This window comes from Marinifilum flexuosum (genome assembly GCF_003610555.1).
GTDB lineage: Bacteria > Bacteroidota > Bacteroidia > Bacteroidales > Marinifilaceae > Marinifilum > Marinifilum flexuosum.
Map to the genome: position 1 here is coordinate 673,041 of NZ_RAPQ01000010.1, position 24,116 is coordinate 697,156.

The following is a 24,116-nucleotide window of genomic DNA, read 5'->3' on the forward strand; positions in this document are numbered from 1 at the left end:
TTTTTGAACTACATTATAATAAGGTAATATCAAAATAATTACAACAAAATTTTGAACTTAGGTACCTTATTGTTTTACTTTGCAAAAAATTTTAACCTAAACTTCCCAAAGAACAGATTCGATATGGTAGAGAATTTAGTAATAGTTGAGTCCCCCGCAAAAGCAAAAACAATCGAGAAATTTTTAGGTAAAGATTTCTTGGTTAAGTCTAGTTTTGGGCATATTCGGGATTTGGAAAAAAAGGATTTTGGGATTGACATCAAAAACAATTTCACACCTAAATATATTGTATCTACTGACAAGAAGAAGGTAGTTACTGAATTAAAAAAACTTGCAAAGGAAGCCAAAACGGTTTGGATCGCATCCGATGAAGACCGCGAAGGAGAAGCTATTGCATGGCACTTGTTTGAAGTGTTGAAATTGAAAAAAGAAAACACCAAACGAATTGTTTTTCATGAAATTACCAAGCCTGCAATTCTAAAAGCAATCGAAAATCCTCGCGACATTGATGATAATCTTGTTAACGCACAGCAAGCAAGAAGAATATTAGATCGCTTAGTAGGTTTTGAGATTTCGCCAGTATTGTGGAAAAAAGTAAAACCTCAACTTTCAGCAGGTCGTGTACAGTCGGTTTCTGTTCGACTTTTAGTTGAAAGAGAAAGAGAAATTATTGCATTTAAACCTGAAGCTTACTACAAAGTAGTTGCCAACTTCTTTATAACTGAAGAAAATGGAAATCAGAAAACTTTAAAAGCTGAATATCCAAAGCGCTTCGCAACAAAAGAAGAAGTTCTTCAGTTTTTAGAAAGTTGTAAAAACGCAGAATATAAGGTTAGCGATATTGAAAAGAAACCTTCAACTCGTAAACCTGCAGCTCCTTTTACCACTTCAACCTTACAACAGGAGGCAAGTAGAAAATTAGGATTTTCGGTAGCACAAACCATGGCCGTTGCCCAGCGTTTGTACGAAGCTGGTAATATCACATATATGAGAACTGACTCGGTAAATCTTGCTGATACTGCATTGGCTGCAGCTAAAGAAGAAATTACCAAGCGTCATGGCGAAGAGTATGTAAAAATCAGAAAATATCAAACCAAAAATAAAGGTGCGCAAGAGGCTCACGAAGCCATCCGTCCTACCTATTTAAATAAAGAAGTTATTTCTGGTGAATCAAATGAGATTCGTTTGTACAATTTGATTTGGAAAAGAACGATTGCTTCTCAGATGAGTGATGCAAAATTGGAGAAAACCAATATTAAAATTGCTGCATCAACCAATGGCGAAGAATTTATCGCTACCGGAGAAATGATCAAATTCGATGGTTTCCTAAAAGTATACATGGAATCTACCGATGATGAAAATGGAAAACAGGAGGAAACTTTATTACCAACGGTAAAAGTTAACGATCCTGTTACAGAAGATTTCTTGAATGCAACTCAAAACTTCACCTATCGTCCACCAAGATTTACCGAAGCTAGTTTGGTGAAAAAGTTAGAAGAACTTGGAATTGGTCGTCCGTCTACTTATGCTCCAACCATTACTACTGTCCAGAATCGTGGATATGTAGTTAAAGAATCGAGAGATGGTGTTGAGAGAAAGTATGAGGTAGTTAACTTGAAAGAAAACAATATTTCTGAGGAAGTAAAAACTCAGATCACTGGTGCTGAGAAAAGAAAACTTTTCCCAACCGATATAGGAATGGTGGTTACCGATTTCTTGAATGAACACTTCCCGAATGTAATGAATTACAACTTTACTGCTGATGTAGAGAAAGAATTCGATGATATTGCTTTAGGTAAGTTGATTTGGCATGAAATGATTGGAAAGTTCTACAACCCTTTCCACGAAAATGTAGAAAAGACACTTGAACACTCAGAAAGATCAACTGGTGAAAGAATTTTAGGTGAAGATCCTAAAACTGGCAAGGTGATTTTGGTTCGAATCGGAAGATATGGTCCTATGGCTCAATTGGGAGAAACTCCAGAAGATAAAGAAGCTGAAGCTCCTAAATTTGCAAGCTTACGACCAGGACAACATTTGGAAACCATTACGCTTGAAGAGGCCATTGATTTATTTAAACTACCTAGAGATCTTGGTTTATATGAAGATAAAAAGGTAGTTGTAGCAATTGGACGATTTGGTCCATACGTGCGACACGATGGTAAATTCGCATCTCTTAAAAAGGATATAGATGATCCTATGGAGATCGATCTTCCGAGAGCTATTGAATTAATTGAAGAAAAGAGAAAGAAGGATAGAGAAAAATTCATCAAAGCTTTCGATGAAGATCCTGATTTACAAATATTAAATGGTCGATGGGGACCTTACATTTCATACAAAAAGGAAAATTTCCGATTGGCTAAAGATATCGAAGATCCTAAAGCTTTAAGCTTTGAAGATTGTATGAAAATTATAAAAGAAGGTCCTAAAAAGAAAACCACAAAAAAGGCAGCGAGTAAAAAGACGACTGCAAAAAAAACTGTGACCAAAAAGAAAACTACTACGACGAAGAAAAAAACTACAACTACCAAAAAGGCAAAAAAATAAATTTCTAAAAAAAATAATCAGGGCTGTTCTAATCAACGAACAGCCCTTTTTTATTACTATTCTAGAAACTCCTCCCTTATAATACGCCTACTATATTGTTAACCTCAAATTAAAAAATTAAAAATCCATTAACAAAATAATAAAATCATCGTAAATAAAGATTACGTAATTTACATACGTCAATCAGGTTTATAATGAGTTATACATTTTATTTGTTTAATTTAATATTTTGGTAGCTAAATATTTTTCAAAAATAGACATCTGAAAATTGTTGATAAAAGCACTTGAACCTCTGATAAAACTTGTAAGGAAGATTTATTTTTATTTACTTTACTCCTCACAGTTTTTGAAAATTACTGAACTATATAAAGTTCCATGAAAAGAATATTTTTCGTCATAATATTTATTTGTTGCACTCTGATTTTGAGGGCACAACAGGATCCACAGTTCAGTCAAAATATGTTTAATATCCTTTCCGTAAACCCAGCATATGCTGGTGCCGAGAAGGATATTGTTGTCTCAGCAATTAATCGACAACAATGGGTTGGGTTCGAAAATGCGCCCGTTACAACGGTGGTAAACCTTAGTGCTCCTGTTCAATTTGGTGGCAGAACCCATGGTATAGGATTAAGTATTGTTAGAGACGAATTGGGTTTTGAAAAAAATACGGGTTTTAGACTAAGTTACTCCTATGAGAAAAAACTTAGCAAAGGTTCTTTGTTCTTTGGAGCAAGTCTTGGACTGCAAAACAATGCATTAAAAGGAGAATGGTTTGTTCCCGAAGGAGATGACTATGTTTCAGCTCAAGATGATTTAGGAGATGGAACAATTGATGAAGGTAAAATGGTTTTTGATCCTGGATTAGGAATTTTTTACCAAACACATAACTTTTATGCCGGAGTTTCCGTATTGCATGTCACGGAGCCTTCTGTTGCATATAGTGAATCAGTAGAAATCTATTTGGCAAGACATTATTATGCGACTGCCGGATATACCTTTAAGCTTGATGAAAGCTGGGAAGTTATCCCATCTGTGTTTTATAAAACAGATGCTGTTGTTTCTCAAATTGATATAAACAGTTTGTTACGATACAATAAAAAGATTTGGGGAGGCGTTTCATATAGAGTTGATGATGCAATTGTAGGAATGGTAGGTATATTATTCAACAATGGAATTCAAGTTGGATATGCATACGATATTTCAACATCGAAAATTGCAAAAGCATCTCACGAGTTTCTGTTAACGTACAGATTCAACACTAAATTGGAAAGCCGAAATCAAAAATATAAGAGTATTCGATTTTTATAAAAAATATTAAAAATCTGTGCTTTTAGCACAATTTACAAAACCACTATGAATAAACTACTTACAACACTAGGTGTAATTGTTTTATTGTTCTTATCATCGTGTGGAAGCCGCACAGGAAATGGAGAACTTGTTGGTGTCGGTCAGAGAGGAAAATGGTTTGAGCCGAAACCTTACGGTATGGTACAAATTCCGAGAGGAAGCTTTACTATGGGGCCAAACGACCAAGACGTAGCTTGGGCACTGAACGCGACAACAAAAACTGTTTCTGTTGAATCATTTTGGATGGACGAAACAGAAATTACCAATAATGAATACCGTCAGTTCGTATACTGGGTACGTGACTCTATTGCACGTCAGTTATTAGGACAGCAATTTGAGGAATTTCTTATTGCAGAAGATGACAATGGTAATCCTATCGATCCTCCTTTCATTAACTGGGACGAAAGATTAGATTGGAATGATGAAGAGTACGTTGAAATTCTTGAAGAAATGTACCTTCCTGAACACGAAAGATTTTTCCGTAACAAAGAAATAGATACCAGAAAACTGAAATATCAGTATGAATGGGTTGACCTTCAACAAGCGGCTAAAAAATCGAACCGTTACAATTACGAAACGGGTGAGTATGAAGGTATGGTAGATGACTACAAAGGTGGTAGAAAACAAATTGAAGACAGATCTTCTTTTATCATGAAAGAAGCATTAAATATTTACCCAGATACTCTGTGCTGGATTCAAGATTTTACTTATTCGTATAATGATCCTTGGACAAAAAGATATTTCTGGCATCCAGGATATGATGATTATCCAGTAGTTGGTGTATCATGGAAACAAGCAACGGCTTTCTCTATTTGGAGAACTCGTTTCCACAATTCAGCACTAAAAGCTGAAGGAGATTATCCAGTTCAGGATTACCGCTTACCAACCGAATCGGAATGGGAATATGCAGCTCGTGGTGGAATTGCACAAAACATGTACCCTTGGGGTGGTAATTACACCAGAAACGATCAAGGTTGTTTCTTGGCAAATTTCAAGCCATTGCGAGGTAATTATGTAGACGATGGTGGTTTGGTTACTCTTCCTGTAGGAAGCTACGAACCCAACGAGTATGGTCTTTACGATATGGCAGGTAATGTTGCAGAATGGACTTCTGGAGCTTACGATGAATCAGCCTATTCTTTTACACACGATATGAATCCGAATTATGAATACAATGCACTTCCTGATGATCCTCCAGCATTGAAGAGAAAAGTGATTAGAGGTGGATCATGGAAAGACATTGGATATTACATGCAATGCGCAACCAGAACATACGAATATCAGGATACTGCAAAATCGTATATCGGTTTCCGCTGTGTAAGAACTCATTTAGGTAGATAATCTACTCATTTACTATTTATTTTTAGACCTATTCAATAAATCCGACATGAATATTACAGAACTGGTACAATCTCCGAGATGGAAAAAATTTATGGGCTACGTGTATGGTTGGGGAGCTTCCGTCGTACTAATTGGTGCCTTGTTTAAAATTATGCATTACCCTTATGCAGGCTTACTTTTATCAGTAGGTATGTCTGTTGAGGCAATTATTTTCTTCTTTTCAGCATTTGAACCACCACACGAACAACCAGATTGGAGTTTGGTATATCCTGAGCTAATTGGTTTGGAACCACGCGAACAAATGGTAAAAGGTGGCGGCGTTCAAGTTGAAGGCTTAGAACAGTTGCAACAATTACTTGAAAAAATTAGTGTTGAGCCAGATAAATTGTCACACCTAAGTCAAGGTTTAGCTAAGCTTACCAATGCTGCTGATAATTTGTCAAATCTTTCGGATGCTGCTACAGCTACTGATGGATACATTCAAACCATGCAAAAAGCTTCAGAATCTGTTGGAGAATTTTCGGGTAAATATGCCGATAGCACACAACAACTTTCTGATTCTGCAAATCAACTAAGTGCTTCATACCAAAATGCAGCTTCTTCTGTTGAAAATTCAGGAAAAGAATTTGCGGATAAAGTAAACGAGTCAGGTAATAACCTATTGAATTCATATCAGAAAATCGATCAATCCTTACAGAATGACTTTGGTAAAATTTCTGAGAACAGTGGCAATTTCAATACCTCTATGGAGGCGATGAATAATAATCTTTCATCATTGAATGCGATTTACGAATTGCAATTAAAGCAAGGTAATCAGCAGATGGAAAATGCCAAAAATGTACATCAGGATTTAGATAAGGTGCTTCAAACTCTTACTGCAACATTAGAGAATGCACAAACTTATCGCAAAGAAACTGAACAATTGAATCAAAATCTATCTGCACTGAATACCATTTATGGTAACATGTTAAGTGCAATGGATCATTCTAAGAAGAACTAGTATTAACAATCAAGCTAAGCTGAAATGGGAGCAAGTAATTGTAAAGAAACGCCACGGCAACGGATGATTGGGATGATGTATTTATTTCTGACAGCAATGTTGGCGATAAATGTATCAAACGAAGTACTGGACGCTTTTACAACAATTGATAATGGTTTATCAAAAACCATATCGACTTTTGAAGAAAAAACTGCCGTTACCTACGGAGAATTCAAAACTGCTTACGAAGCAAATGAAAATAAAGTAAAAGAATCTTGGGAATACGCTCAAAATATTAGAATACAATCTGATAGTCTATTCAACTATATTCAAATGTTAAAAGAAAAAATAGTTGAGAAAGCTGATGGCCCAGAGTATGACATGAAGAATATCAAAAGTAGAGATAATATTGATATTCCTGGTGAAGTAATGATAGTAGGAAGACATGGTAAAGATTTAAGGCAAGCCATTTCTAATTATCGAGAATTAGTTTTGAATCATGTTGATGAAAATGATGAAAGACTTCGTCATGCAATTCAAGAAACATTAGATACTTCAAAACCTGAGAAAAGTAAAAAAGGAGATCCAAATTATTCATGGGAATCCAAACTGTTTAATCATACTCCTTTGGTAGGAGCAGTTACACTTCTATCAAAAATGCAGTCTGATATCAGGAATACAGAATCTGATATCGTAAACTATCTGTTCAACCAAATTGAAGCAGAATCTTTTAGTTTTAACAAATTGAAGGCTGAAGTATTTGCCCCTTCAAGTTATATTTTAAAGGGTGAAACTTATAAAGCTCAGGTATTTTTAGCTGCTGTAGATACCACTCAGTATCCTACCGTTGTAGTTGATAGAAGAGGTGCTTTAACAGAGTATGACAATGATGGAAGAGCAACTTACACTGCTAAAGCAGATAAAGTTGGACCTGTAAAATGGGGAGGAATCCTTACATACACAACTCCTTCCGGAATTGAAAAAGAACTTGAATTTTCATCTGAATACATCGTAGCCGAGCCAAACGTAGTGGTTTCTCCTACCAAAATGAATGTATTCTATGTTGGAGTTGATAATCCAGTTAGTATTTCTGCACCAGGTTTCTCTTCAGACAAGATTCGAGCAACAATGACCAATGGAAAACTAATTCAACGAGGTGATGATTACATTGCAAAACCTCAGGTTGTTGGAAGAGAGGCTAAAGTAAAAGTCGAAGCTAATTTTGATGGAGAATGGAGACCTTTAAGAACAGTTGATTTTAGAATAAAACCAATTCCAGATCCTGTTGCCAAAATTGCTGACAAGAGTGGTGGTAAAATCAAGAAAAACCTGTTAATGGCTCAACAGGGAGTTGATGCTGTAATGGACAATTTTGATTTTGATCTTGAATTTAAAATCACTGGATTTACCGTATCAACCATCCAAAAAGGATTTACTGTTGACGAAGTCTCAAGAACGGATACCTTCACTCCTGAACAAATTAAAATGTTCAGAAATTTGAGAAGAAATAACAAAGTTTATATCGAAGATATTAGGGCGGTAGGTCCCGATGGTGTTACCAGAAATCTACCAGCTATTGTATTTAGAATAGAGTAATAAAATTTACATACGATGAAAAAAAGCTTATTACTATTAATTGGTCTGGCACTATTCTGTTCTGCGAATGTAATGTCGCAAACAAAAGCAACCAGTGTGTACAGTAAAAATCACATTAAGAATCGTAAACCAATTCCTTTCTCAAACATTCGCGAATCGGATGTAATGTGGTCGAAATTGGTTTGGAGAATTGTTGATTTAAGGGAGAAAATGAACCTTCCTATGTATTATCCAACTACTCCACAAGACGATCGTTACAGCTTAATTGATTTATTAATGTACGGCATCGAGAATGAAGGTTTAACTGCTTATTCAACAACCGATGATGAATTTAAAGAGCCAATGACATTGGACGAAATTCATGCAAAATTCGATGCACAAGCCGATACCATTATGCAACGCAACAGATTAACTGGTGAATTGGAACCAGTAATCATTCCTGGAGAAATGCACACCGATGATGTGAAGCGTTATATGGTAAAAGAGCAATGGTTCTTTGATAAGCAAACTTCAACCATGCAAGTTCGAATTATTGGTATTTGTCCAATTCGTGAGTATGTAAAAGATGGCGATACAGCAATGGATGGTGTTCAAAAGAAACAGCTATTTTGGATTTATTTCCCAGAAGCAAGACCATTGTTAGCTACACACGAGGTATTTAATCCTTTTAATGATGCAGCTCGTTATTCTTTCGATGATTTATTCATGAAAAGAAGATTTTCAAGCTATATCACTCAGATTTCTAACGTACACAACAACCGAGGAATTAGCGAATATACAGTTGGTATTAATTCGATGCTAGAAGCTGAAAAAATTAAGAACGATATTTTCGAATATGAGCATGACCTTTGGGAATGGTAGAATTTAATAAGCATTCAAATAAAAAAGGACCTCAAATTGAGGTCCTTTTCTTTTGCTGAAATATTGAGTTTAAATGTACTCCTCTCCTTTTGTTATTTTCACATCGTTCACAAATTTTCGAATCTCCTGTTCATCACGCTTTCGGCAAATCAGCAGAGTCTTATCGGTATCAACAACAATGTAATCCTTTAAGCCTTGCACAACAACCAACTTTTCGTTTGGTGCATTTACCAAGCAATCTTTCGATTCGTACAACATTACATTTTCTCCTTGAATGGCATTTTGATTGTCATCTTTTGTAGAGTGTTCATACATTGACCCCCAGGTTCCTAAATCAGACCAACCAAATTCAGTACAATATACATATACATTATCCGATTTTTCAAGAATACCATAGTCGATAGAGATATTCTGACATTCAGGATAAATCTTATCAATTGCATCTTGTTCTTTTGCTGTATCAATATCCTCAAGGATTGAATCAAATAATGCATTTACATCAGGCAAGAATTTATTAAATGCATCATGAATGGCTTGCAATGACCACAAGAATATTCCAGAATTCCAGAAAAATTCTCCCGACTCATAAAATATCTTTGCCAAATCTAAATGTGGCTTCTCGGTAAATGTCTTTACCGGATAAATATCAGAAGATTTGTCTACCGATTTTTTCCCAACCTGAATGTAACCGTATCCAGTCTCAGGTCTGCTTGGCTGCATTCCTAATGTTAGTAGTTTATCCTCATTATTTACAAAATCGATTCCCTCTTTTAAAACCTCCAAGAATTTTACTTCGTTCAGAATTAAATGATCCGCTGGAGTAACCACTACTGAAGCATTGGGATTTCTTTTTAAAATCTTATAATTTGCGTAAGCAATACAAGGCGCTGTATTTCTTCTTAAAGGTTCCAACAAAACCTGATCTTCTTTCATTTCAGGAATCTGCTCCAATACCAAATCCTTATATATGGCATTGGTAACCACAAAAAAGTTTTCAACCGGGCAAACCGAAGCAAACCTTTCAAAGGTGTGTCGAATTAAAGTTTTACCGGTTCCAAGAATATCAAGAAATTGTTTCGGTCGCAAATTTTTACTCAATGGCCAGAATCTAGAGCCGACTCCTCCTGCCATAATTACGCAGTAGTTATTTGGATTCATATTTGATTATTAATAATATGCATATAAATATTAGATATCCTAAAATACAGAAAACTCAATTCAAATCAAAAATAGTTTTGGTATTACTGAACACGAGTTACGCAAGCAATTCAATAAGTAAATTATTTGTACTTTTATCGTAAACAAGTTAAGTTATGAATCTGTTTGAACACGTTGGTAAATTCTCTAGATTCCTTCTTTTGGTACTTTCCAAACCAGAAAAGGGTAAAATATTTTTCTCACAAATTGTGAGGGAAATTCATAAGCTTGGAATCAATTCAATTGGGATTGTTGTAATTATTTCTCTGTTCATGGGAGCTGTTATTACATTGCAAACGGCATACAATATGCTTAACCCACTTTTGCCCGATTATTTGGTAGGCTATACAACCAGGGAGTCCATGCTTCTTGAATTTTCATCAACCATTGTAGGTTTGATTCTTGCAGGTAAAGTTGGTTCAAATATCGCATCTGAAATTGGATCTATGAGAGTTACAGAACAAATTGATGCTTTGGAAATAATGGGTATTAACTCTGCAAATCACTTAATTCTTCCCAAAATAGTAGCGGCTATTTTTATTAATCCATTCTTGTATGTTTTAAGTGTATTTGTAGGAATATTAGGTGGATTAGCAGCAGGATACTTAACCAGTACGGTAGCAGTATCAGAATTCATTTATGGCATTCAATATGGTTTTATTCCCTACTATATCACTTATTCATTAATAAAAACAGCTGTTTTTGCCTTTATTATTACAGCCGTTCCATCCTACTATGGTTATTACGTAAAAGGCGGAGCTCTCGAAGTGGGTAAAGCCAGCACAAAAGCGGTTGTAAACAGCAGTATCTTAATACTATTGGCTAACGTGATACTTACACAAATTCTCTTAAAATGATCAGACTGGAAAACGTAAATAAAGCATTTGGCGATTTAAAAGTCTTAAACGATATCTCCATTACCTTCGAATCAGGTAAAACGAATTTAATCATCGGTCAAAGTGGATCAGGTAAAACTGTTTTGCTTAAATCGATTATTGGTTTACATGATGTGGATAATGGTGCAATTTATTACAACGACAGAAATTTTACTGAGCTAAATCACAAAGGCAAAAAAGAAATCCGCAAGGAAATGGGAATGGTTTTTCAGGGCGGAGCATTATTCGATTCTTTAAATGTAAAAGAAAATGTGAAATTTCCTTTGGACATGTTCTCAACCATGTCGGAAAAAGAGAAAAACAAAAGGGTAGAGTTTTGTTTGGATAGAGTAAACATTAAAAATGCCAATCACCTTTTTCCCGCCGAAATAAGTGGTGGAATGCAAAAACGTGTGGCAATTGCAAGGGCAATCGCTTTAAATCCCAAGTATTTATTTTGCGATGAGCCGAACTCTGGTTTAGATCCAGTAACAGCAATTGTTATTGATAATTTGATTCAAGAAATTACCAAAGAGTTTAACATGACAACCATTATTAATACTCACGACATGAATTCAGTTATGGAAATTGGTGAGAAAATACTTTTCATTAGTAAGGGATATAAGGCATGGGAAGGAAATAAAGATCAAATCTTCAATACCAAAAATCAGGCTTTAAATGATTTTGTATTTGCTTCCGATTTGTTTAAAAACATTAAAAAATCAACCTGATTGCTTCTAAATCCATAGATTACGCAAGCAATTGTTATCTTTGCCCAACAAACAAGTTAAGTTTTCGATGAATAAAGTATTGATAATTACCATAGCCACCATTTCGATTTTTCTATTTTCTTGCTCTAAGGAAAAAAAGAATCCTCCTAAATTAAATCAGGAAGAATTTACAAAAATGCTAATTGATATTCACATTGCAGATGGTACTATGTCTGCACAGAATATTTACCGAGCTGGCAAAAATTATCGACCAAGTTATTATTACAATTCCATTTACGAAAAGTATAAATTACAACCTGCTGAATTCGATTCATGCGTAGCATACTATGCTGAAAATACAGCCAACTTTACGAAAATTTACGATAAGGTGATTGACTCTCTAAACCGATTAGAAACTAAATATCGTATTGATATAAAAAATGCAAAACTTGAACAGGATACCATAAACCTGTGGAAAAGAAAAAAACACTGGATTGTTCCAAAGCAAGGTAAACCAACTTTTAGTTTTAGAATTCCTATCACAGAAACGGGTATTTATACAGTATCTGCTGACATCAGAATATTTCAAAAAGACCAAACAGAAAATCCAACAATGGAAGCCTATTTCTGGAAAAAAGATACAACTAACGGTCCGCAAAAAATACATTTCGATCCTATTAAAATTGAAAAAGATTCCATTTTTAAAACTTATTCTATTCAATTAGAATATCCTGATACCACATATACTCATTTGGTAGGTGATTTGTTTAGTTGGGATAACGATCTTAGAATATTTACTCAGGAATATGAGATTAAGAATATTAAAATTTATAATCCTGAAATGAAACCTGACACAACTGAAATTGAAAGGGAAATAAAAAGACACATGGATCGAGAAGAATTTATTCCTGATATAAGATGAGAAAAATAACTGCCAATTATATTTTTCCAGTCAGCTCAGCTCCTTTAAAAAATGGCATAATTGTTCTTGATGATACCAATAGAATTGTGGATATTATTGACACGAAGAACAATTTTAAAGAGATTGAGAACCTAGAGTTTTATGGTGGAACCATAGTACCCGGCTTTGTTGATGCCTTTACTTTGCTTTCATACAGTAATTTTACAGCTAAAGATTTAAATGATTGCCTTGCTGGTGATTTTAATGCCAAGCTTAAGTCGAAAGTAAATTCATTACCAACCGATTTACCATCTTTACAAAGAGGCATTAACCATTTGGAAGCTTTTGGAACAAAAGCAGCAGCTGATCTGTTTCCTCATCAAGATTCACAATCGAAGAAAGAGAAGTCAAAAGTTCATTTTGTTACTCCGCATGAGAATTTAATCTATCAACTTGCGGGAAACGAAGAAGCATACACCAATTCCATTGCTTTAATAAATCATTTAGTAATGGACGTATGCGAAATGGAAATCAGAAATAATAATCAATTTTGCATTGGAACAGGATCGCTTGGTACACACCAAAAGCTTTCCATTTTTGAAGAAATGAAGCTGATTCAGCAAAAATTCCCTAAACTATCTGTTTGGGAAATCATAAAATGGGCAAGTTTAAATCCTGCTCAAAATTTAAAAATTGAGAATGATTTTGGATCTTTAGAAATCGGTAAAAAACCAGGATTAAATCTAATTTCAGGAATTGATTACACCAACAATCAGCTAACAAGTCAAGCCGAGCTAAAAATTTTGATTTAAGAAGAGAATCTTGCAGCTTTATCCAAAAGCTCAACCAACTTTTCTTCCAAAGTATCAAAAGAGAAATATTTCTTTCCCAATTGATAATTGTATTCACTGATTTCCCGATTTAACGTTTCATTATGAATCACTTCTTTCATATCCGTTAATGCTTTATCGGTAATAATATTATCCTCAAGCATAACTGTTTTAAATCCCTTACTTCCTATATCAGGCCAATAAACCGGCTTGTAATTGTTCACAAAAATTGGGCATTTTCCTAATACCGATTCAATAAATGCATTCCCAAAACCTTCATAAGTACTAAAATAGGTACTTGCTTTGGCATGAGCATAGGCATCGGAAAGAGCATAGGATTTGCTTCCAGGAGTTTGTCTTCTATTGTTCTTGATAATATGCGAAGCAAACATCACTTGTCCTTCCAACTTCAACTCATGAATTTGTTCAATCAATTCATTGTAGTACACGTTTCCCTCATCATCGGAATGACTTCCGGTAATTACCAGTTTTGCATTTGAATCTTCAAGCATATGAATTAGCTGAATGGCTGTTTCAATTCCTTTGCGACGCACAATCCGGGTAACCTGAGCCAGTATGTAATCATTCTCCTTAAAACCTAAATTTTGCTTTAAATTGATATTGGTTTCATTAATCTCACCAAAAGGCAGGTCAAAATTCATAACATTGGGCACAACAACAGATTTCCTATCGAATCTTGTTTGCAATGTATCTTTACCGTAAGTATTAATTACTGCATGAAAAACATTAGGCAATCGCAATGGAAAATTATCGGCTACAATTTGATTAATTTCCGGATATGGAGAAAGATACCTATCCCCTCTTTCCCAATAAAAATCATGATCGTGAGTAATGCTAGGTAATCCTAGCTCAACTATTGCTTTCTTAATACCCAAGCCCATTTCCAGATGTGCAGGCAAAGCTGAAGCATTCTCAGAAACAAAAACATCAATTTTCTTTTCTCTTGCCCAATCAACAATCTTATTTCCAATTAAATCGGAATAGAAATGGATATGCTCCAAAAGTTCTGGTAAATTATTATCCGGAAAGTGAAATGCTTTCTTTTGTCCCCAAAAACCTTCAGGCGAGAAAAAAGACATTTCAGGTACCAATGTTTCAAACTGAGGATCTAATTTTCTTTCCTCGAACTGTCCGGATAATGTGAACACTTCGTGTCCCATTTTTCGAAATACTTTAATCCATTTTTCAGTTTCCAAAGCAACTCCATCAACACCTCCAATTCTTCCGATAAGTATCCCGATTCTCATATCAAATTCTTTTTTGCAACTTTTTATTTACGACAGTATTTCCCAATTGTTTCTACAATTTAAGTGTTTTTTATGGAAGGTGCGATATATTATTTTTTTGCTTGCTTATTGGCGGTAAAAGTATAACTTTAAGTTTATTACCATTACAAAACTCAGAGTAAACACATAAACTATGTTAAAATTTACGATCAGAGCAATCTGTTTTTTACTGATTTTCACAAATACATTACTGTGCTTTTCGTGCAACAACAGTACTAGTTCAAAAGAAAGTAAACTGGAAAATAATCTCGCACAACCACAGAAGTTTGGTCCGGTAAAAAAACTCTTCTACAATGTTCCAAGTCCTATACAGGTAACTGAATTAATGAAGAAAATGGACCTTCCTTATCAACCAGATTTAATGAACTCTGTGAACAATGCCGATAACTATTTATCGCAAGCCGATATTGCAATCAATATTGGAATTTATGGTGCTGACTTAAGCTATATCCGTATTTACAATCAATTTCAGGATGCTGCCCGATATCTTGCTGTAATTAAGAAATTCACACGTGAATTAGGCATCCCTGAAGAGCAGGAAAAAATTACAGCCAAAAGGGTAGAGGAAAATATTGCGAATCAGGATTCCTTATTAAATATTATATCCGAAACATTCACCAAATCGGATAGTTATTTGAAAGAGAATCAACGTGGAGGAACTGCAGCACTAATAGTATTTGGCGGTTGGATAGAAACCCTATACCTGGCCACAAACATTATTGATTTAGATAAACCTCAAAAAGAGTTGGTAAGCTTAATTGCACAACAAAAACATTCTGTTAAAAATTTAATTGGTTTGCTGAATCAATATCGAAATGATGAAAAAGTTAATGAGATATTACCTGATTTAAAAAAGCTAGATGCCAAGTTCAGAGAAATTGAACAGGTTAAAAAAACACCATCAAGCTTAAAATCGAAAAATGGAAAAACTATAATTCAAAATAAGGTTACATTAACCGCTTCGAACGAAACGATTAAAAGCATTCACGAAATTAACAATCGAATAAGAGCCAAGCTTACCGAATTATAATTTCTGTTTAAACTCACTACATATGAAGATATTATTAAAACTCATCATATTCTCAATTTGCATTTTGGCTTTACCTAAATTCACTTTAGCCCAATGTAATGAATACACAAAAAAGGAATGTATTCCACAATTGAATCCTTACACCTTTAATGGGCAATTAAATAATGCAGTACTTTCTCAAGGAGAAACTGCTGAACTGCAATTGACTTTCTACAAAGACCAGGAATATAGAATTCTTGTAAAAGGGGAAGAGCAATTGGGAAAAATACAGTTCCAACTGTTCGATACTGAATACAACCTACTCTACGATAACGCAGATGAAGATCATACCAACCTATGGGATTTTATGGTTGAAAGTACCGATGATTTTATCATTCGTGTGTTGGTTCCCGAAAATATGACCAAAGAGGAAATTGAAAGTGGATGCGTTTCGATTCTAATTGGATTTAGAGCATTTGGATCAAGAACGATATTTAAGTAGCCATTTGCTTCTTGACAAAAGTTTATAATAAAAAACAAGCTTGCCAAATTTGGCAAGCTTGTTTTTTATCTTGTATCGTAGAGTAATCTATTTCAGTAAAAATTTCGCGTTTCCGATATGATTTCCTTCCGCAAATACATCAACTTTGTATTCTCCAGAAATTAAACTTCCATCATTGTCCCAAAAAATTGCAACTTCCAATTCGTCTCCTTCATAATCGATTTCGCGCTTTGCAGAGTAAACCAGCTTGGTATTTTCAAAGTCGAATAACAAATTCTGCGGATTCCCAAGAACCACCTCATCAGGACGAGTTAAACGAACAAAAATTTCTTTAGCTCCTGTAGATGCTGTAATATTTTTGCGTAAGGTAAAACTGGTTTTCAATTTTACTGTTTTAGAGATTTTTTTAACCGTTTTACCCTTTTTATTGATTGGATAACAAGTAAGTCCGGCAACATCAAGAGTAGCAGCCTTACTAATTACTTCTTTCATATTCTCGGTTGATTCCTCAAGCTTTTGGTTTCTCTCTTTTACCCAGTTAATTTGTTTTTTAACTCTTACATTTTCAGCAGTCAACAATTGGTTTCGAGTATTTAGGGAGTCGATCTGAACGATGTAATCTCTAAGAACTTCTTTCAATGTTCCTAACTCACGCTTGTATTTGTTAATCTCTGCATACGAATTGTTTCGAAATATTCTCATTCTTTCCAGAAGTTCTGAGATTTTTTCTTGCTCCATTTTTAACTGAACATTTAGAGTATCGTTGCTTGTTTGCAATGAATCATAGTCAGCAGAAAGCAATTCTAATTCACTTTGCAAGCTTAGTTTTTCAGCAGTAATTTCCCCAATATATCTTTTGTTTTCGCGATGTTCCGAGTAGTACATTACTGCAATAACAACCAATACTATTCCCAATCCTATTAGAACGCCTTTGTAAATCTTATCTTTCTTCTCGTTTTCCATATCTCCCGTGGTAATTCAGTCTTTTTAATGTTTCGTGCAAATTTACTTATCTTTTTTAAAAAATCCCTGTATCCATCATGTTATCAGATCATAATTTCTGATTTATAATGAATATACAATAAAGCTTTAGTCAATTATTGTACCAAGTCAAAAATTAAAGCACAAAAAAACGGAACTATCATTAAATGAAACAGTCCCGTTAAAACTAACCCACAGTTTTTACTATTATAGTATGTAGAATTTTTCTACTAAAAGTTGCCAATTTTCACACCCAAGTATATGGTTCTTGGATTTAATGGCCCGTAAACATATCCTGCATCACGGCTTGGACCTCTGTCAAAATCATCTTGGAATGAATTAAAAATGTTCTTTACACCAAAATCAAATTGTAGCTTTACCTCTCTACCCAAATCAAAGTGGTAAGCAAAATTGATTCCCATATCCATAAAATCATCAGATTTTACAATGCTCTCTGTTGTAATTTCCTTTTCGTTTGGATCTAAACCTCCTGCAAGATGAAGAACATCCATAGAACCTGTGTATGAGCCGCTAAATGTTGCAGTAAACTCGTGAATTGGTTTCCAGTTCATTGCGAAATATCCATAACGCTCTGGAGTTCTTAAAATATTTTTGCTCGAACTATCTGATGCATCATCATCATCACCATGATCGATTACCTCATCGTACTTGCTTGATTGAAGCGTCATCCCCATCTGGAAGTCAAGCTTGTATGATGGAGCCAATTTGAATTCAATATTTGCTCCTTTTACAACAGCTCCTTCGGCATTTTTTCTTAGAGATACCACATTTCCATCTGCATCAGGATCGCTAAATTCATTCACGAATGGGTCTTTTAAATCTGTGTAAAAACCTTCAACCAAGAAATAGGTCTGAGTTTTTCCAATGGTCTTGGTAAAGTCTAATGATGCAGTAAAACTATTCGAAGTTTCCTCTTTCAAGTTAGGATCATTTTCATGAATGATTCTTCTGGCTCCTGAAGCTTCGATATGCAAATCTTCGTTAAAAATTTGTGGAGCTCTAAATCCTCTTGCATAGCTAAAGCGAAGCTGAGTTGGCTCCGATAATTTGAACAATACATTGGCACGAGGGCTAATTACAACATTCGAATCATCGCTTCCATTCTCGTCGTTGGTAATGTTGTACGAATCCATTCTAACTCCCAAAAGGAAATTCATAAATCCTAAATCCCATTTACTTTGAGCAAATGCTCCAATGGTGTTCGATTTTTGATCAGCAATGTTGGTAGTTGGAACAAATTTCGAAGTTTCAATATCGTAATATCCCAACTTATCATCTTTCAATTTGTTGTATACATTCTCAACACCAAAAGTCAAATCAGCAGGAGAAAGTAAGAAGTTATCAAGCTTAGTATGCAATTGTGCTCCCACAGAAATCGCCAAATCATCGGTTTTACCATAAGAGCTATAGTCTGGAATATAACGCGACAATATTTTAGAATGCTTTTCTGCTCCATAATAAGCATCTCTATCGATGTGTTGAGCCGATGCAAAAACAGACAATTTTGTGTGTCTATCCTGATTAAAGAATTGATCCCAAACAACTCCTCCTGAGTTAATTCTATGCTCTACTTGTTCTGCAACTTTTGCTTGATGAGCTGGCAAGTTCAACTGATCACCACCTCTACGAAACTCATCAACAATATGGTATTCAAGAGTAAGTTTGCTTAAATCACTAAATCTGTGGTAAGCTCTTAAACCTGCACTTAAATTTTCGATCTTCACCAAGTCAGAATATCCATCATCATTGGCATCCCAATCATCACGCTGGCGGTTCATTCCAAAAATAAAGATTCCACTCTTATTATCCTCTGAAACAACCGAAGCATTAAAGTCAGCAGTAAAATCATTTCCTACACTTCCTGCTCCATCAGCACCTACTCCTACAGCACCATACTTAAATCCTGCTTTAAATGAATTGCTAACAGGATCTTTTGTGATGATGTTAATAGTACCTGCAATGGCATTACCACCAAAAAGAGCAGATCCACCACCACGTACAACTTCCACGCGCTGTATCATATTAGATGGAATATGTTCTAATCCATAAACTGCAGCCAAACCACTAAAAATTGGACGGCTATTAATCAATATTTGAGTGTATGGACCTTCCAAACCATTCATTCTAACCTGCGAAAAACCACAGTTGTTACAATCATTTTCAACACGCAAACCTGGTGAAAACACCAAACCATCAGCCAAGTTGGCTGCAGATGTTTGCTCCAATAATTTTGTCGAAATTGAGTTTACAACAACCGGCGCATCTTTTCGCTGTATATTATTTCTATCGGCAGTTACAACCACCTGATCCAAACCGATAAAGTCTTCTGCTATAGTAAATTCAATAGAGACTCCCTTTCCTTCTTTCAAGTCACATTCCTTTGACTTGATCTGATATCCTACACAGCTTGCCACTACATGGTAATGCCCCATAGGAACATCTTCAATAACAAATTCTCCTTCGAAATTGGTTACTGCACCAACAGAAGAACCTTCTAGTGCAACTGTAGCGTAAGGGATAGGTTCTTTGCTATTTACATCAATAACTTTTCCTTTAATGCTAGCGGTAAGTTTTTCTGCATTTGCAGAAAACGAGAAACCAATCAGCATGCAAATGCCGACAAGTAGATGAGTTAATATTCTCATTTCTTAGTATTTATAGTTTATGTAAATGTTTGTCAGAATTGACATGTGCAAAAAGATCAACTGAGCCATGAATGCAATGTATCATCAATTTTACACCAATAAATAATAGAGTTCTGTACTCAAGCCTTTGAATACAGCAATGAATTACTATGCCAAAACAGGAGGAGCCCTATTGGGTAGAAGGGTGGCAAGTAAATTTTTCTTTACATGGTAATGATAAACTTTCGATACATCAACCGATTTACCTCTCAACATAGCTACAATAAATACCGCAGCCAGTATAAAAAAGAAACTTGTTAGTTGATTAATCGAAAAACAATCCTGAGCGGAATGTGAATGACCATTAGCTCCCTGAGAACTTCCAGAACTTTGAAAAGGGTGAGCGTGAACAATTAATTGTCCCTGATCATTTTTATGAACGTGCCAGTTGAATACAGCATTGCCCGCCAGCATCAACATAGCTGGTAAAAGGATGCAGACAATTGCCTTTTTGTATTTTTCAAACAAATTCACGTTCTATTCTTATCATTACGTTAATAAGCAACAAAAATAGACCAGCTATGTTCAGCAAACAATACCTAATTGTAGGTATATTTCATAAACAGTATGTTCTACAACATTTTTTGAGTAATTATACGAAAAGGCACTTATTCATAACCTCTTCATCGATAGATAAACTCGATGGATTTGTCTTATCTATAGAATTTATTCGTGCATAATAATCATCCATGCTACAAATCATTTCATGCTTGTACAAGTACCACAATTGTACATTTTGCCACAATTTTTCGCCAGGACCGTATTTTGCTCGCCACTCGTAAGCCTGTTCGGTTAATTGTTCAGATTCTGAACCAAATCGGTAGAAAACATTTTTAAAAGAAATGGGATCAATTCCTGTTTGTTTCGCCTCATCATACTTAAAGTCTGCAAATTCTATCAACTCCTGTATTTCCTTGCGACCTTCGAAATGCGAGTCGACAACAGAAAATTTGTGCAAGCGATCTACAAATCCCGCCCCCGATACATTCAGATACTTCTTGCAATACTTCTCTAATTCAGAAAGTTGATCTTTTAATTTGGCATTGCCATCAACCGAAACAATTTGAGAAGAAATAATATCATCCTCGTTAAAGGAAATTTCGTGTACAAACATCGAACTCAGTTCATCCAATACCTTCTTTACAAAATCAAGATTCATGTTATCGCTTTCACAAATCAACAAGAAATGATCTTGATACCGAATCAATCGAACCAATTTATTTTCTACATGAAACTTTAAACTTCTTTTTAAAAACAGGCCTTTCCTATTCAAATAAATGTACAATTCAGTGCTTTGTTCATTATCCAAATTTGAAAACTGAATCAACTTGTCGTAATGAATCGAATAAGAATCCTCAATCAAATTCAAACGATCCGACACAATCAATTCCCCTTCACTTCCCGGCTCACAATTCACATGATTCAAAATACACACCCCATTATCAACTGCCGATTTAATGATCGAAATCAACAATCGATTGGCATTTATTTTGAATTCACTTTCAAGGCAAACAAAAGCACCTGCGCTTAATTGCAGGCTCGATTCATATCGAGGCAAATCCTTTTCTTTGATGGTATTGGAAAATAATCCGGCAAAACGCTTCTTCTCTTTCTCCACATGAAGGTATTCATCCGGAAGAATCAAATGAGGAAAACGCTCGCGCAAACTTATAATGGATTTCTTCCCTGCATCTTTGGTATCTACTACGGTGTGAAGCACATTTTCAAAATCATTCTCACAAAACAATGCACAACGGAATCCCAAGCCCGAAGCAATTAGGCAGAACAAAGCCTCTTTGAAACCACAGCTTGTAAATACAAAATCAAACTTGTCGCCAGTAGCTTCCTCTAAAAATTTTTGCCTGTTTTCTATCGAAAATGCAGATGAATCAACCATTTTACTTTTATTAACTTATTTTTGTACTTAAACTTTGTAATTTTGTTGCGAATATCAATTATCAAAACCAATCAATTTGAAAAAGATAGCTTTAAATATCCTTCTGGGATTATCAGTTTCGTTATTTATATATTCTTGCGCTAATCAGGGTTACCCAACCGGTGGACCTGAAGATAAGACACCTCCAAAAGTTACGGAAACTAAACCTGAAAATTACGCCCTTAACTTTAAAGGTGGCAAAGTAGAGATTTTCTTCGACGAATTTGTCAGACTTGAAAATATCAATGAAAAGTTTGTGGTTTCGCCTCCTTTTAAGAAAAATCCGATCGTAAAGTTAAAAGGAAGATCGATATATGTAAAATTAGAAGAAGAATTAAAAGAAAATACCACTTATACTCTTGATTTTGGTGATGGTATTGTGGACAACAACGAAGGAAATCCTCTGGGCGAATACCAGTTTGTATTTTCAACAGGCGAAACAATCGACTCTTTAAGTATTAAAGGGAAAATTGACAATGCCTTTGACGAATTGCCAGTTGAAAAATCGATGGTAATGGCATACCTGAATACTCAGGATTCGGTGCCATTAACCACCATTCCCGATTACATTGCTTTAACCGACTCGGCAGGATATTTTCAATTGAATAACCTACGCGAAGGAACTTACAAGCTATTTGCCATTGTTGATGGCAACAAAGACTATTTGTACAATGGTCCCGGCGAAATGATTGGTTATTTCGATGAGCTGATTGTTCCTTCAGCTCACCGCTTTGAGCAATTGGATTCTATTGGTGGCGATTCTGTTATGATTAAAAAAGCAACAGCTTTGGAACCCAATAACATCCACATTAGAATGTTTGATGAAGAAGATCCGTTGCAATACCTTACCGGATACAAAAGACCAAGAAGAGAGAAGCTAGAATTTGAATTCAATGCAAAAAGAACAGATAGTTTAAAAATTGATTTTGTAGGATTTGAAGAGAATCCAAATTGGTTTTTGGCTGAAATTAATCCAACAAAAGACACGCTTGCTTTTTGGATTACAGATTCGACCATTTACAAACGCGATACTTTATTGGCAGCATTGCAGTACCTAAAAACGGATACTACAAATCAGCTTAGCTTATTTCAAGATACCGTAAAGCTGAACTTTAAAGACAAGAAAAAAGCAAAACAAGCGAAGAAGAAAAAGAAACAAGTAAAAATTAAAAAGCCTAAATACCAGTTTAGCTTTAAAACCAGTTCGACACAAGATTTGCACAAGAACATCGCGATGCGTTTCGATGAACCTTTGGCTAAAATTAATTACGACAGCATTCATTTTTACCAATTGAAAGATACCTTGGAAATTCCTGCTGATTTTAAGATCGAGAAAGATCCAAAAAATCTGTTGCAATACAATTTCATTGTTGACTGGCAGCCTGAAACCAAATATAAAATCGATATCGACTCAACTGCATTCCAAAACATTTACGGTATTTACAGCGACTCTTTCGAAGGAAAAATTACCACTCGCGAGTTGGAACATTACGGCAAGTTGTTCATGAATGTATCTGGTGTAAAAATGCCTACTTTGGTACAATTGCTCGAAAGTGGAAAAGAGGAGAAAATAATTCAAACCAAGAAAATAAAATCCGATCAAACGATAATTTTCGATTACCTGGAACCTAAAACTTACATTGTAAAAATAATTGAAGATCGTAACGAAAATGGAGTTTGGGATACTGGTAACTACAATGAAAAAGTTCAGCCAGAACAGGTATACTATTTCTATAAAGAATTAAAAGTACGATCGAATTGGGAGGTTGAAGACAGAATCATGATTCCTGCAAGCAAAGAAGTCATGTTCCAATCGCATGAGCACGATCATGACCACGATCATGAGGCAGAAGAGATGCAAAAGGCGATCGACAAAAAGGCAAAGAAAAACAAACGTAAATAATGATACCGATTCTTTAATGAAGAAAGTATTTAGTTCTTTTCACTCCTAAATACTTCTCATTAATAGATCGGCATTATATCAATCAATAATTTCATATATAAACGATATAAAATGTCAGTTTTAGTTGAATTTGCAATATTTCCAACCGATAAGGGCGATAGCGTTAGTTCGGAAGTTAGTAAGGTAATCGACCTGATCCGCGAAAGCGGGTACAATTACCAACTTACTGCCATGGGTACTTTATTGGAGACCGACACCATGGCACAGGCTTTAGAGGTGGTGAACCAATCGCACGATATCTTGGCCGAAAACTCGAATCGCATTTATTGCACAATGAATATCGACAGCCAAAAAGGCAAAGACAATCGCCTAAAAACAAAGGTTGAAGCCATTGAGGAGAAGATTGGTAAGGTTAGTAGGTAATGCGAGGTTAATTAAGAGTAAGAGAATGTAATCATGTTTTTCTCCTTTTTAATCTATTGTTTATACACAAACATGAAGTAACTATTGATTAGGAACAAATAAATATTATACAGTATTTTCATACTGAGTTTTTCCCTTTTAGGGAACCGTAGCGAAGCGGAGCTCG

At 35.1% G+C, this 24,116-nt stretch carries 20 protein-coding genes; 14 read left to right on the plus strand and 6 right to left on the minus strand.

Going from position 1 to position 24,116, the window contains the following annotated elements; all coding sequences use genetic code 11:
* Positions 1-123 precede the first annotated feature (123 nt).
* The 6 genes from topA (at position 124) to porN (ending at position 8,671) form a co-directional block, all read left to right on the plus strand.
* Positions 124-2,547, plus strand: coding sequence for a type I DNA topoisomerase (topA, locus tag BXY64_RS16015; protein WP_120241042.1), 2,424 nt, complete (start codon positions 124-126; stop codon positions 2,545-2,547).
* A 375-nt stretch (positions 2,548-2,922) separates the two neighbouring features.
* On the plus strand, positions 2,923-3,855 hold the full coding sequence (locus BXY64_RS16020) for a PorP/SprF family type IX secretion system membrane protein (protein ID WP_120240980.1): 933 nt from the start codon (positions 2,923-2,925) through the stop codon (positions 3,853-3,855).
* Between the two features lie 45 nt (positions 3,856-3,900).
* Positions 3,901-5,235 carry a T9SS ring complex lipoprotein PorK/GldK gene (gene porK, locus BXY64_RS16025; RefSeq protein WP_120240981.1) on the plus strand — a complete coding sequence of 445 codons (1,335 nt, stop codon included), beginning with the start codon at positions 3,901-3,903 and terminating at the stop codon, positions 5,233-5,235.
* A gap of 46 nt (positions 5,236-5,281) precedes the next feature.
* Entirely contained in the window at positions 5,282-6,235 is a 954-nt protein-coding gene (porL, locus tag BXY64_RS16030; RefSeq protein ID WP_120240982.1) for a type IX secretion system motor protein PorL/GldL, read from the plus strand.
* 24 nt (positions 6,236-6,259) lie between these two features.
* Complete coding sequence (gene porM / locus BXY64_RS16035) at positions 6,260-7,810, plus strand: type IX secretion system motor protein PorM/GldM (RefSeq protein WP_120240983.1); 1,551 nt, start codon at positions 6,260-6,262, stop codon at positions 7,808-7,810.
* Positions 7,811-7,825: 15 nt separating this feature from the next.
* Positions 7,826-8,671, plus strand: coding sequence for a type IX secretion system ring subunit PorN/GldN (porN, locus tag BXY64_RS16040; RefSeq protein WP_120240984.1), 846 nt, complete (start codon positions 7,826-7,828; stop codon positions 8,669-8,671).
* A gap of 69 nt (positions 8,672-8,740) precedes the next feature.
* On the opposite strand, the gene BXY64_RS16045 is transcribed toward porN, so the two are convergent.
* Positions 8,741-9,829, minus strand: a complete 1,089-nt coding sequence (locus BXY64_RS16045; protein ID WP_120240985.1) for a mannose-1-phosphate guanylyltransferase — start codon at positions 9,827-9,829, stop codon at positions 8,741-8,743.
* 155 nt (positions 9,830-9,984) lie between these two features.
* Between BXY64_RS16045 and BXY64_RS16050 the strand changes: the two genes are divergently transcribed.
* The 4 genes from BXY64_RS16050 to BXY64_RS16065 all read left to right on the plus strand — a co-directional run bounded on the left by BXY64_RS16050 (position 9,985) and on the right by BXY64_RS16065 (position 13,166).
* Positions 9,985-10,725: an MlaE family ABC transporter permease gene (locus BXY64_RS16050; protein ID WP_120240986.1), complete on the plus strand. Its 741-nt coding sequence runs from the start codon at positions 9,985-9,987 to the stop codon at positions 10,723-10,725.
* Positions 10,722-11,474 (plus strand): ABC transporter ATP-binding protein, encoded by a 753-nt coding sequence (locus BXY64_RS16055; protein ID WP_120240987.1) that lies wholly within the window; start codon positions 10,722-10,724, stop codon positions 11,472-11,474. Before BXY64_RS16050 ends, BXY64_RS16055 begins: the two co-directional genes overlap by 4 nt.
* Before the next feature lie 67 nt (positions 11,475-11,541).
* Positions 11,542-12,375: a DUF4296 domain-containing protein gene (locus BXY64_RS16060; RefSeq protein WP_120240988.1), complete on the plus strand. Its 834-nt coding sequence runs from the start codon at positions 11,542-11,544 to the stop codon at positions 12,373-12,375.
* On the plus strand, positions 12,372-13,166 hold the full coding sequence (locus BXY64_RS16065) for an amidohydrolase family protein (protein WP_120240989.1): 795 nt from the start codon (positions 12,372-12,374) through the stop codon (positions 13,164-13,166). Before BXY64_RS16060 ends, BXY64_RS16065 begins: the two co-directional genes overlap by 4 nt.
* On the opposite strand, the gene BXY64_RS16070 is transcribed toward BXY64_RS16065, so the two are convergent.
* Complete coding sequence (locus tag BXY64_RS16070; protein ID WP_120240990.1) at positions 13,163-14,452, minus strand: glycosyltransferase family 4 protein; 1,290 nt, start codon at positions 14,450-14,452, stop codon at positions 13,163-13,165. The two genes, BXY64_RS16065 and BXY64_RS16070, sit on opposite strands and share 4 nt — an antisense overlap.
* A gap of 172 nt (positions 14,453-14,624) precedes the next feature.
* On the opposite strand from BXY64_RS16070, the gene BXY64_RS16075 reads away from it, so the two are divergent.
* Both BXY64_RS16075 and BXY64_RS16080 read left to right on the plus strand, forming a co-directional pair.
* Positions 14,625-15,521 carry a hypothetical protein gene (locus BXY64_RS16075; protein WP_120240991.1) on the plus strand — a complete coding sequence of 299 codons (897 nt, stop codon included), beginning with the start codon at positions 14,625-14,627 and terminating at the stop codon, positions 15,519-15,521.
* Positions 15,522-15,543: 22 nt separating this feature from the next.
* Positions 15,544-16,002, plus strand: coding sequence for a hypothetical protein (locus tag BXY64_RS16080; protein ID WP_147376016.1), 459 nt, complete (start codon positions 15,544-15,546; stop codon positions 16,000-16,002).
* Between the two features lie 87 nt (positions 16,003-16,089).
* On the opposite strand, the gene BXY64_RS16085 is transcribed toward BXY64_RS16080, so the two are convergent.
* The 4 genes from BXY64_RS16085 to BXY64_RS16100 all read right to left on the minus strand — a co-directional run bounded on the left by BXY64_RS16085 (position 16,090) and on the right by BXY64_RS16100 (position 21,585).
* Positions 16,090-16,965 carry a hypothetical protein gene (locus tag BXY64_RS16085; protein ID WP_120240993.1) on the minus strand — a complete coding sequence of 292 codons (876 nt, stop codon included), beginning with the start codon at positions 16,963-16,965 and terminating at the stop codon, positions 16,090-16,092.
* Positions 16,966-17,213: 248 nt separating this feature from the next.
* A complete protein-coding gene (locus BXY64_RS16090) occupies positions 17,214-19,649 on the minus strand; it encodes a TonB-dependent receptor (protein ID WP_120240994.1) in 2,436 nt (811 codons plus the stop codon).
* A 147-nt stretch (positions 19,650-19,796) separates the two neighbouring features.
* Positions 19,797-20,162 carry a hypothetical protein gene (locus BXY64_RS16095; RefSeq protein WP_120240995.1) on the minus strand — a complete coding sequence of 122 codons (366 nt, stop codon included), beginning with the start codon at positions 20,160-20,162 and terminating at the stop codon, positions 19,797-19,799.
* Positions 20,163-20,280: 118 nt separating this feature from the next.
* Positions 20,281-21,585, minus strand: coding sequence for a hypothetical protein (locus BXY64_RS16100; RefSeq protein ID WP_120240996.1), 1,305 nt, complete (start codon positions 21,583-21,585; stop codon positions 20,281-20,283).
* A gap of 76 nt (positions 21,586-21,661) precedes the next feature.
* On the opposite strand from BXY64_RS16100, the gene BXY64_RS16105 reads away from it, so the two are divergent.
* Positions 21,662-23,527: an Ig-like domain-containing domain gene (locus BXY64_RS16105; protein WP_170150686.1), complete on the plus strand. Its 1,866-nt coding sequence runs from the start codon at positions 21,662-21,664 to the stop codon at positions 23,525-23,527.
* Positions 23,528-23,638: 111 nt separating this feature from the next.
* A complete protein-coding gene (locus BXY64_RS16110) occupies positions 23,639-23,950 on the plus strand; it encodes an MTH1187 family thiamine-binding protein (RefSeq protein WP_110362038.1) in 312 nt (103 codons plus the stop codon).
* The last annotated feature ends 166 nt before the right edge of the window (positions 23,951-24,116 follow it).

Bases quoted from the DNA above. Each gene is read 5' to 3' on its own strand.
- porM (WP_120240983.1), top strand. From the start codon at position 6,260: ATGGGAGCAAGTAATTGTAAAGAAACGCCACGGCAACGGATGATTGGG.
- porK (WP_120240981.1), top strand. From the start codon at position 3,901: ATGAATAAACTACTTACAACACTAGGTGTAATTGTTTTATTGTTCTTA.
- porL (WP_120240982.1), top strand. From the start codon at position 5,282: ATGAATATTACAGAACTGGTACAATCTCCGAGATGGAAAAAATTTATG.
- topA (WP_120241042.1), top strand. From the start codon at position 124: ATGGTAGAGAATTTAGTAATAGTTGAGTCCCCCGCAAAAGCAAAAACA.
- porN (WP_120240984.1), top strand. From the start codon at position 7,826: ATGAAAAAAAGCTTATTACTATTAATTGGTCTGGCACTATTCTGTTCT.
- BXY64_RS16045 (WP_120240985.1), bottom strand. From the start codon at position 9,829: ATGAATCCAAATAACTACTGCGTAATTATGGCAGGAGGAGTCGGCTCT.
- BXY64_RS16080 (WP_147376016.1), top strand. From the start codon at position 15,544: ATGAAGATATTATTAAAACTCATCATATTCTCAATTTGCATTTTGGCT.
- BXY64_RS16060 (WP_120240988.1), top strand. From the start codon at position 11,542: ATGAATAAAGTATTGATAATTACCATAGCCACCATTTCGATTTTTCTA.
- BXY64_RS16075 (WP_120240991.1), top strand. From the start codon at position 14,625: ATGTTAAAATTTACGATCAGAGCAATCTGTTTTTTACTGATTTTCACA.
- BXY64_RS16065 (WP_120240989.1), top strand. From the start codon at position 12,372: ATGAGAAAAATAACTGCCAATTATATTTTTCCAGTCAGCTCAGCTCCT.
- BXY64_RS16100 (WP_120240996.1), bottom strand. From the start codon at position 21,585: ATGGTTGATTCATCTGCATTTTCGATAGAAAACAGGCAAAAATTTTTA.
- BXY64_RS16050 (WP_120240986.1), top strand. From the start codon at position 9,985: ATGAATCTGTTTGAACACGTTGGTAAATTCTCTAGATTCCTTCTTTTG.
- BXY64_RS16055 (WP_120240987.1), top strand. From the start codon at position 10,722: ATGATCAGACTGGAAAACGTAAATAAAGCATTTGGCGATTTAAAAGTC.
- BXY64_RS16090 (WP_120240994.1), bottom strand. From the start codon at position 19,649: ATGAGAATATTAACTCATCTACTTGTCGGCATTTGCATGCTGATTGGT.
- BXY64_RS16070 (WP_120240990.1), bottom strand. From the start codon at position 14,452: ATGAGAATCGGGATACTTATCGGAAGAATTGGAGGTGTTGATGGAGTT.
- BXY64_RS16020 (WP_120240980.1), top strand. From the start codon at position 2,923: ATGAAAAGAATATTTTTCGTCATAATATTTATTTGTTGCACTCTGATT.
- BXY64_RS16085 (WP_120240993.1), bottom strand. From the start codon at position 16,965: ATGGAAAACGAGAAGAAAGATAAGATTTACAAAGGCGTTCTAATAGGA.
- BXY64_RS16110 (WP_110362038.1), top strand. From the start codon at position 23,639: ATGTCAGTTTTAGTTGAATTTGCAATATTTCCAACCGATAAGGGCGAT.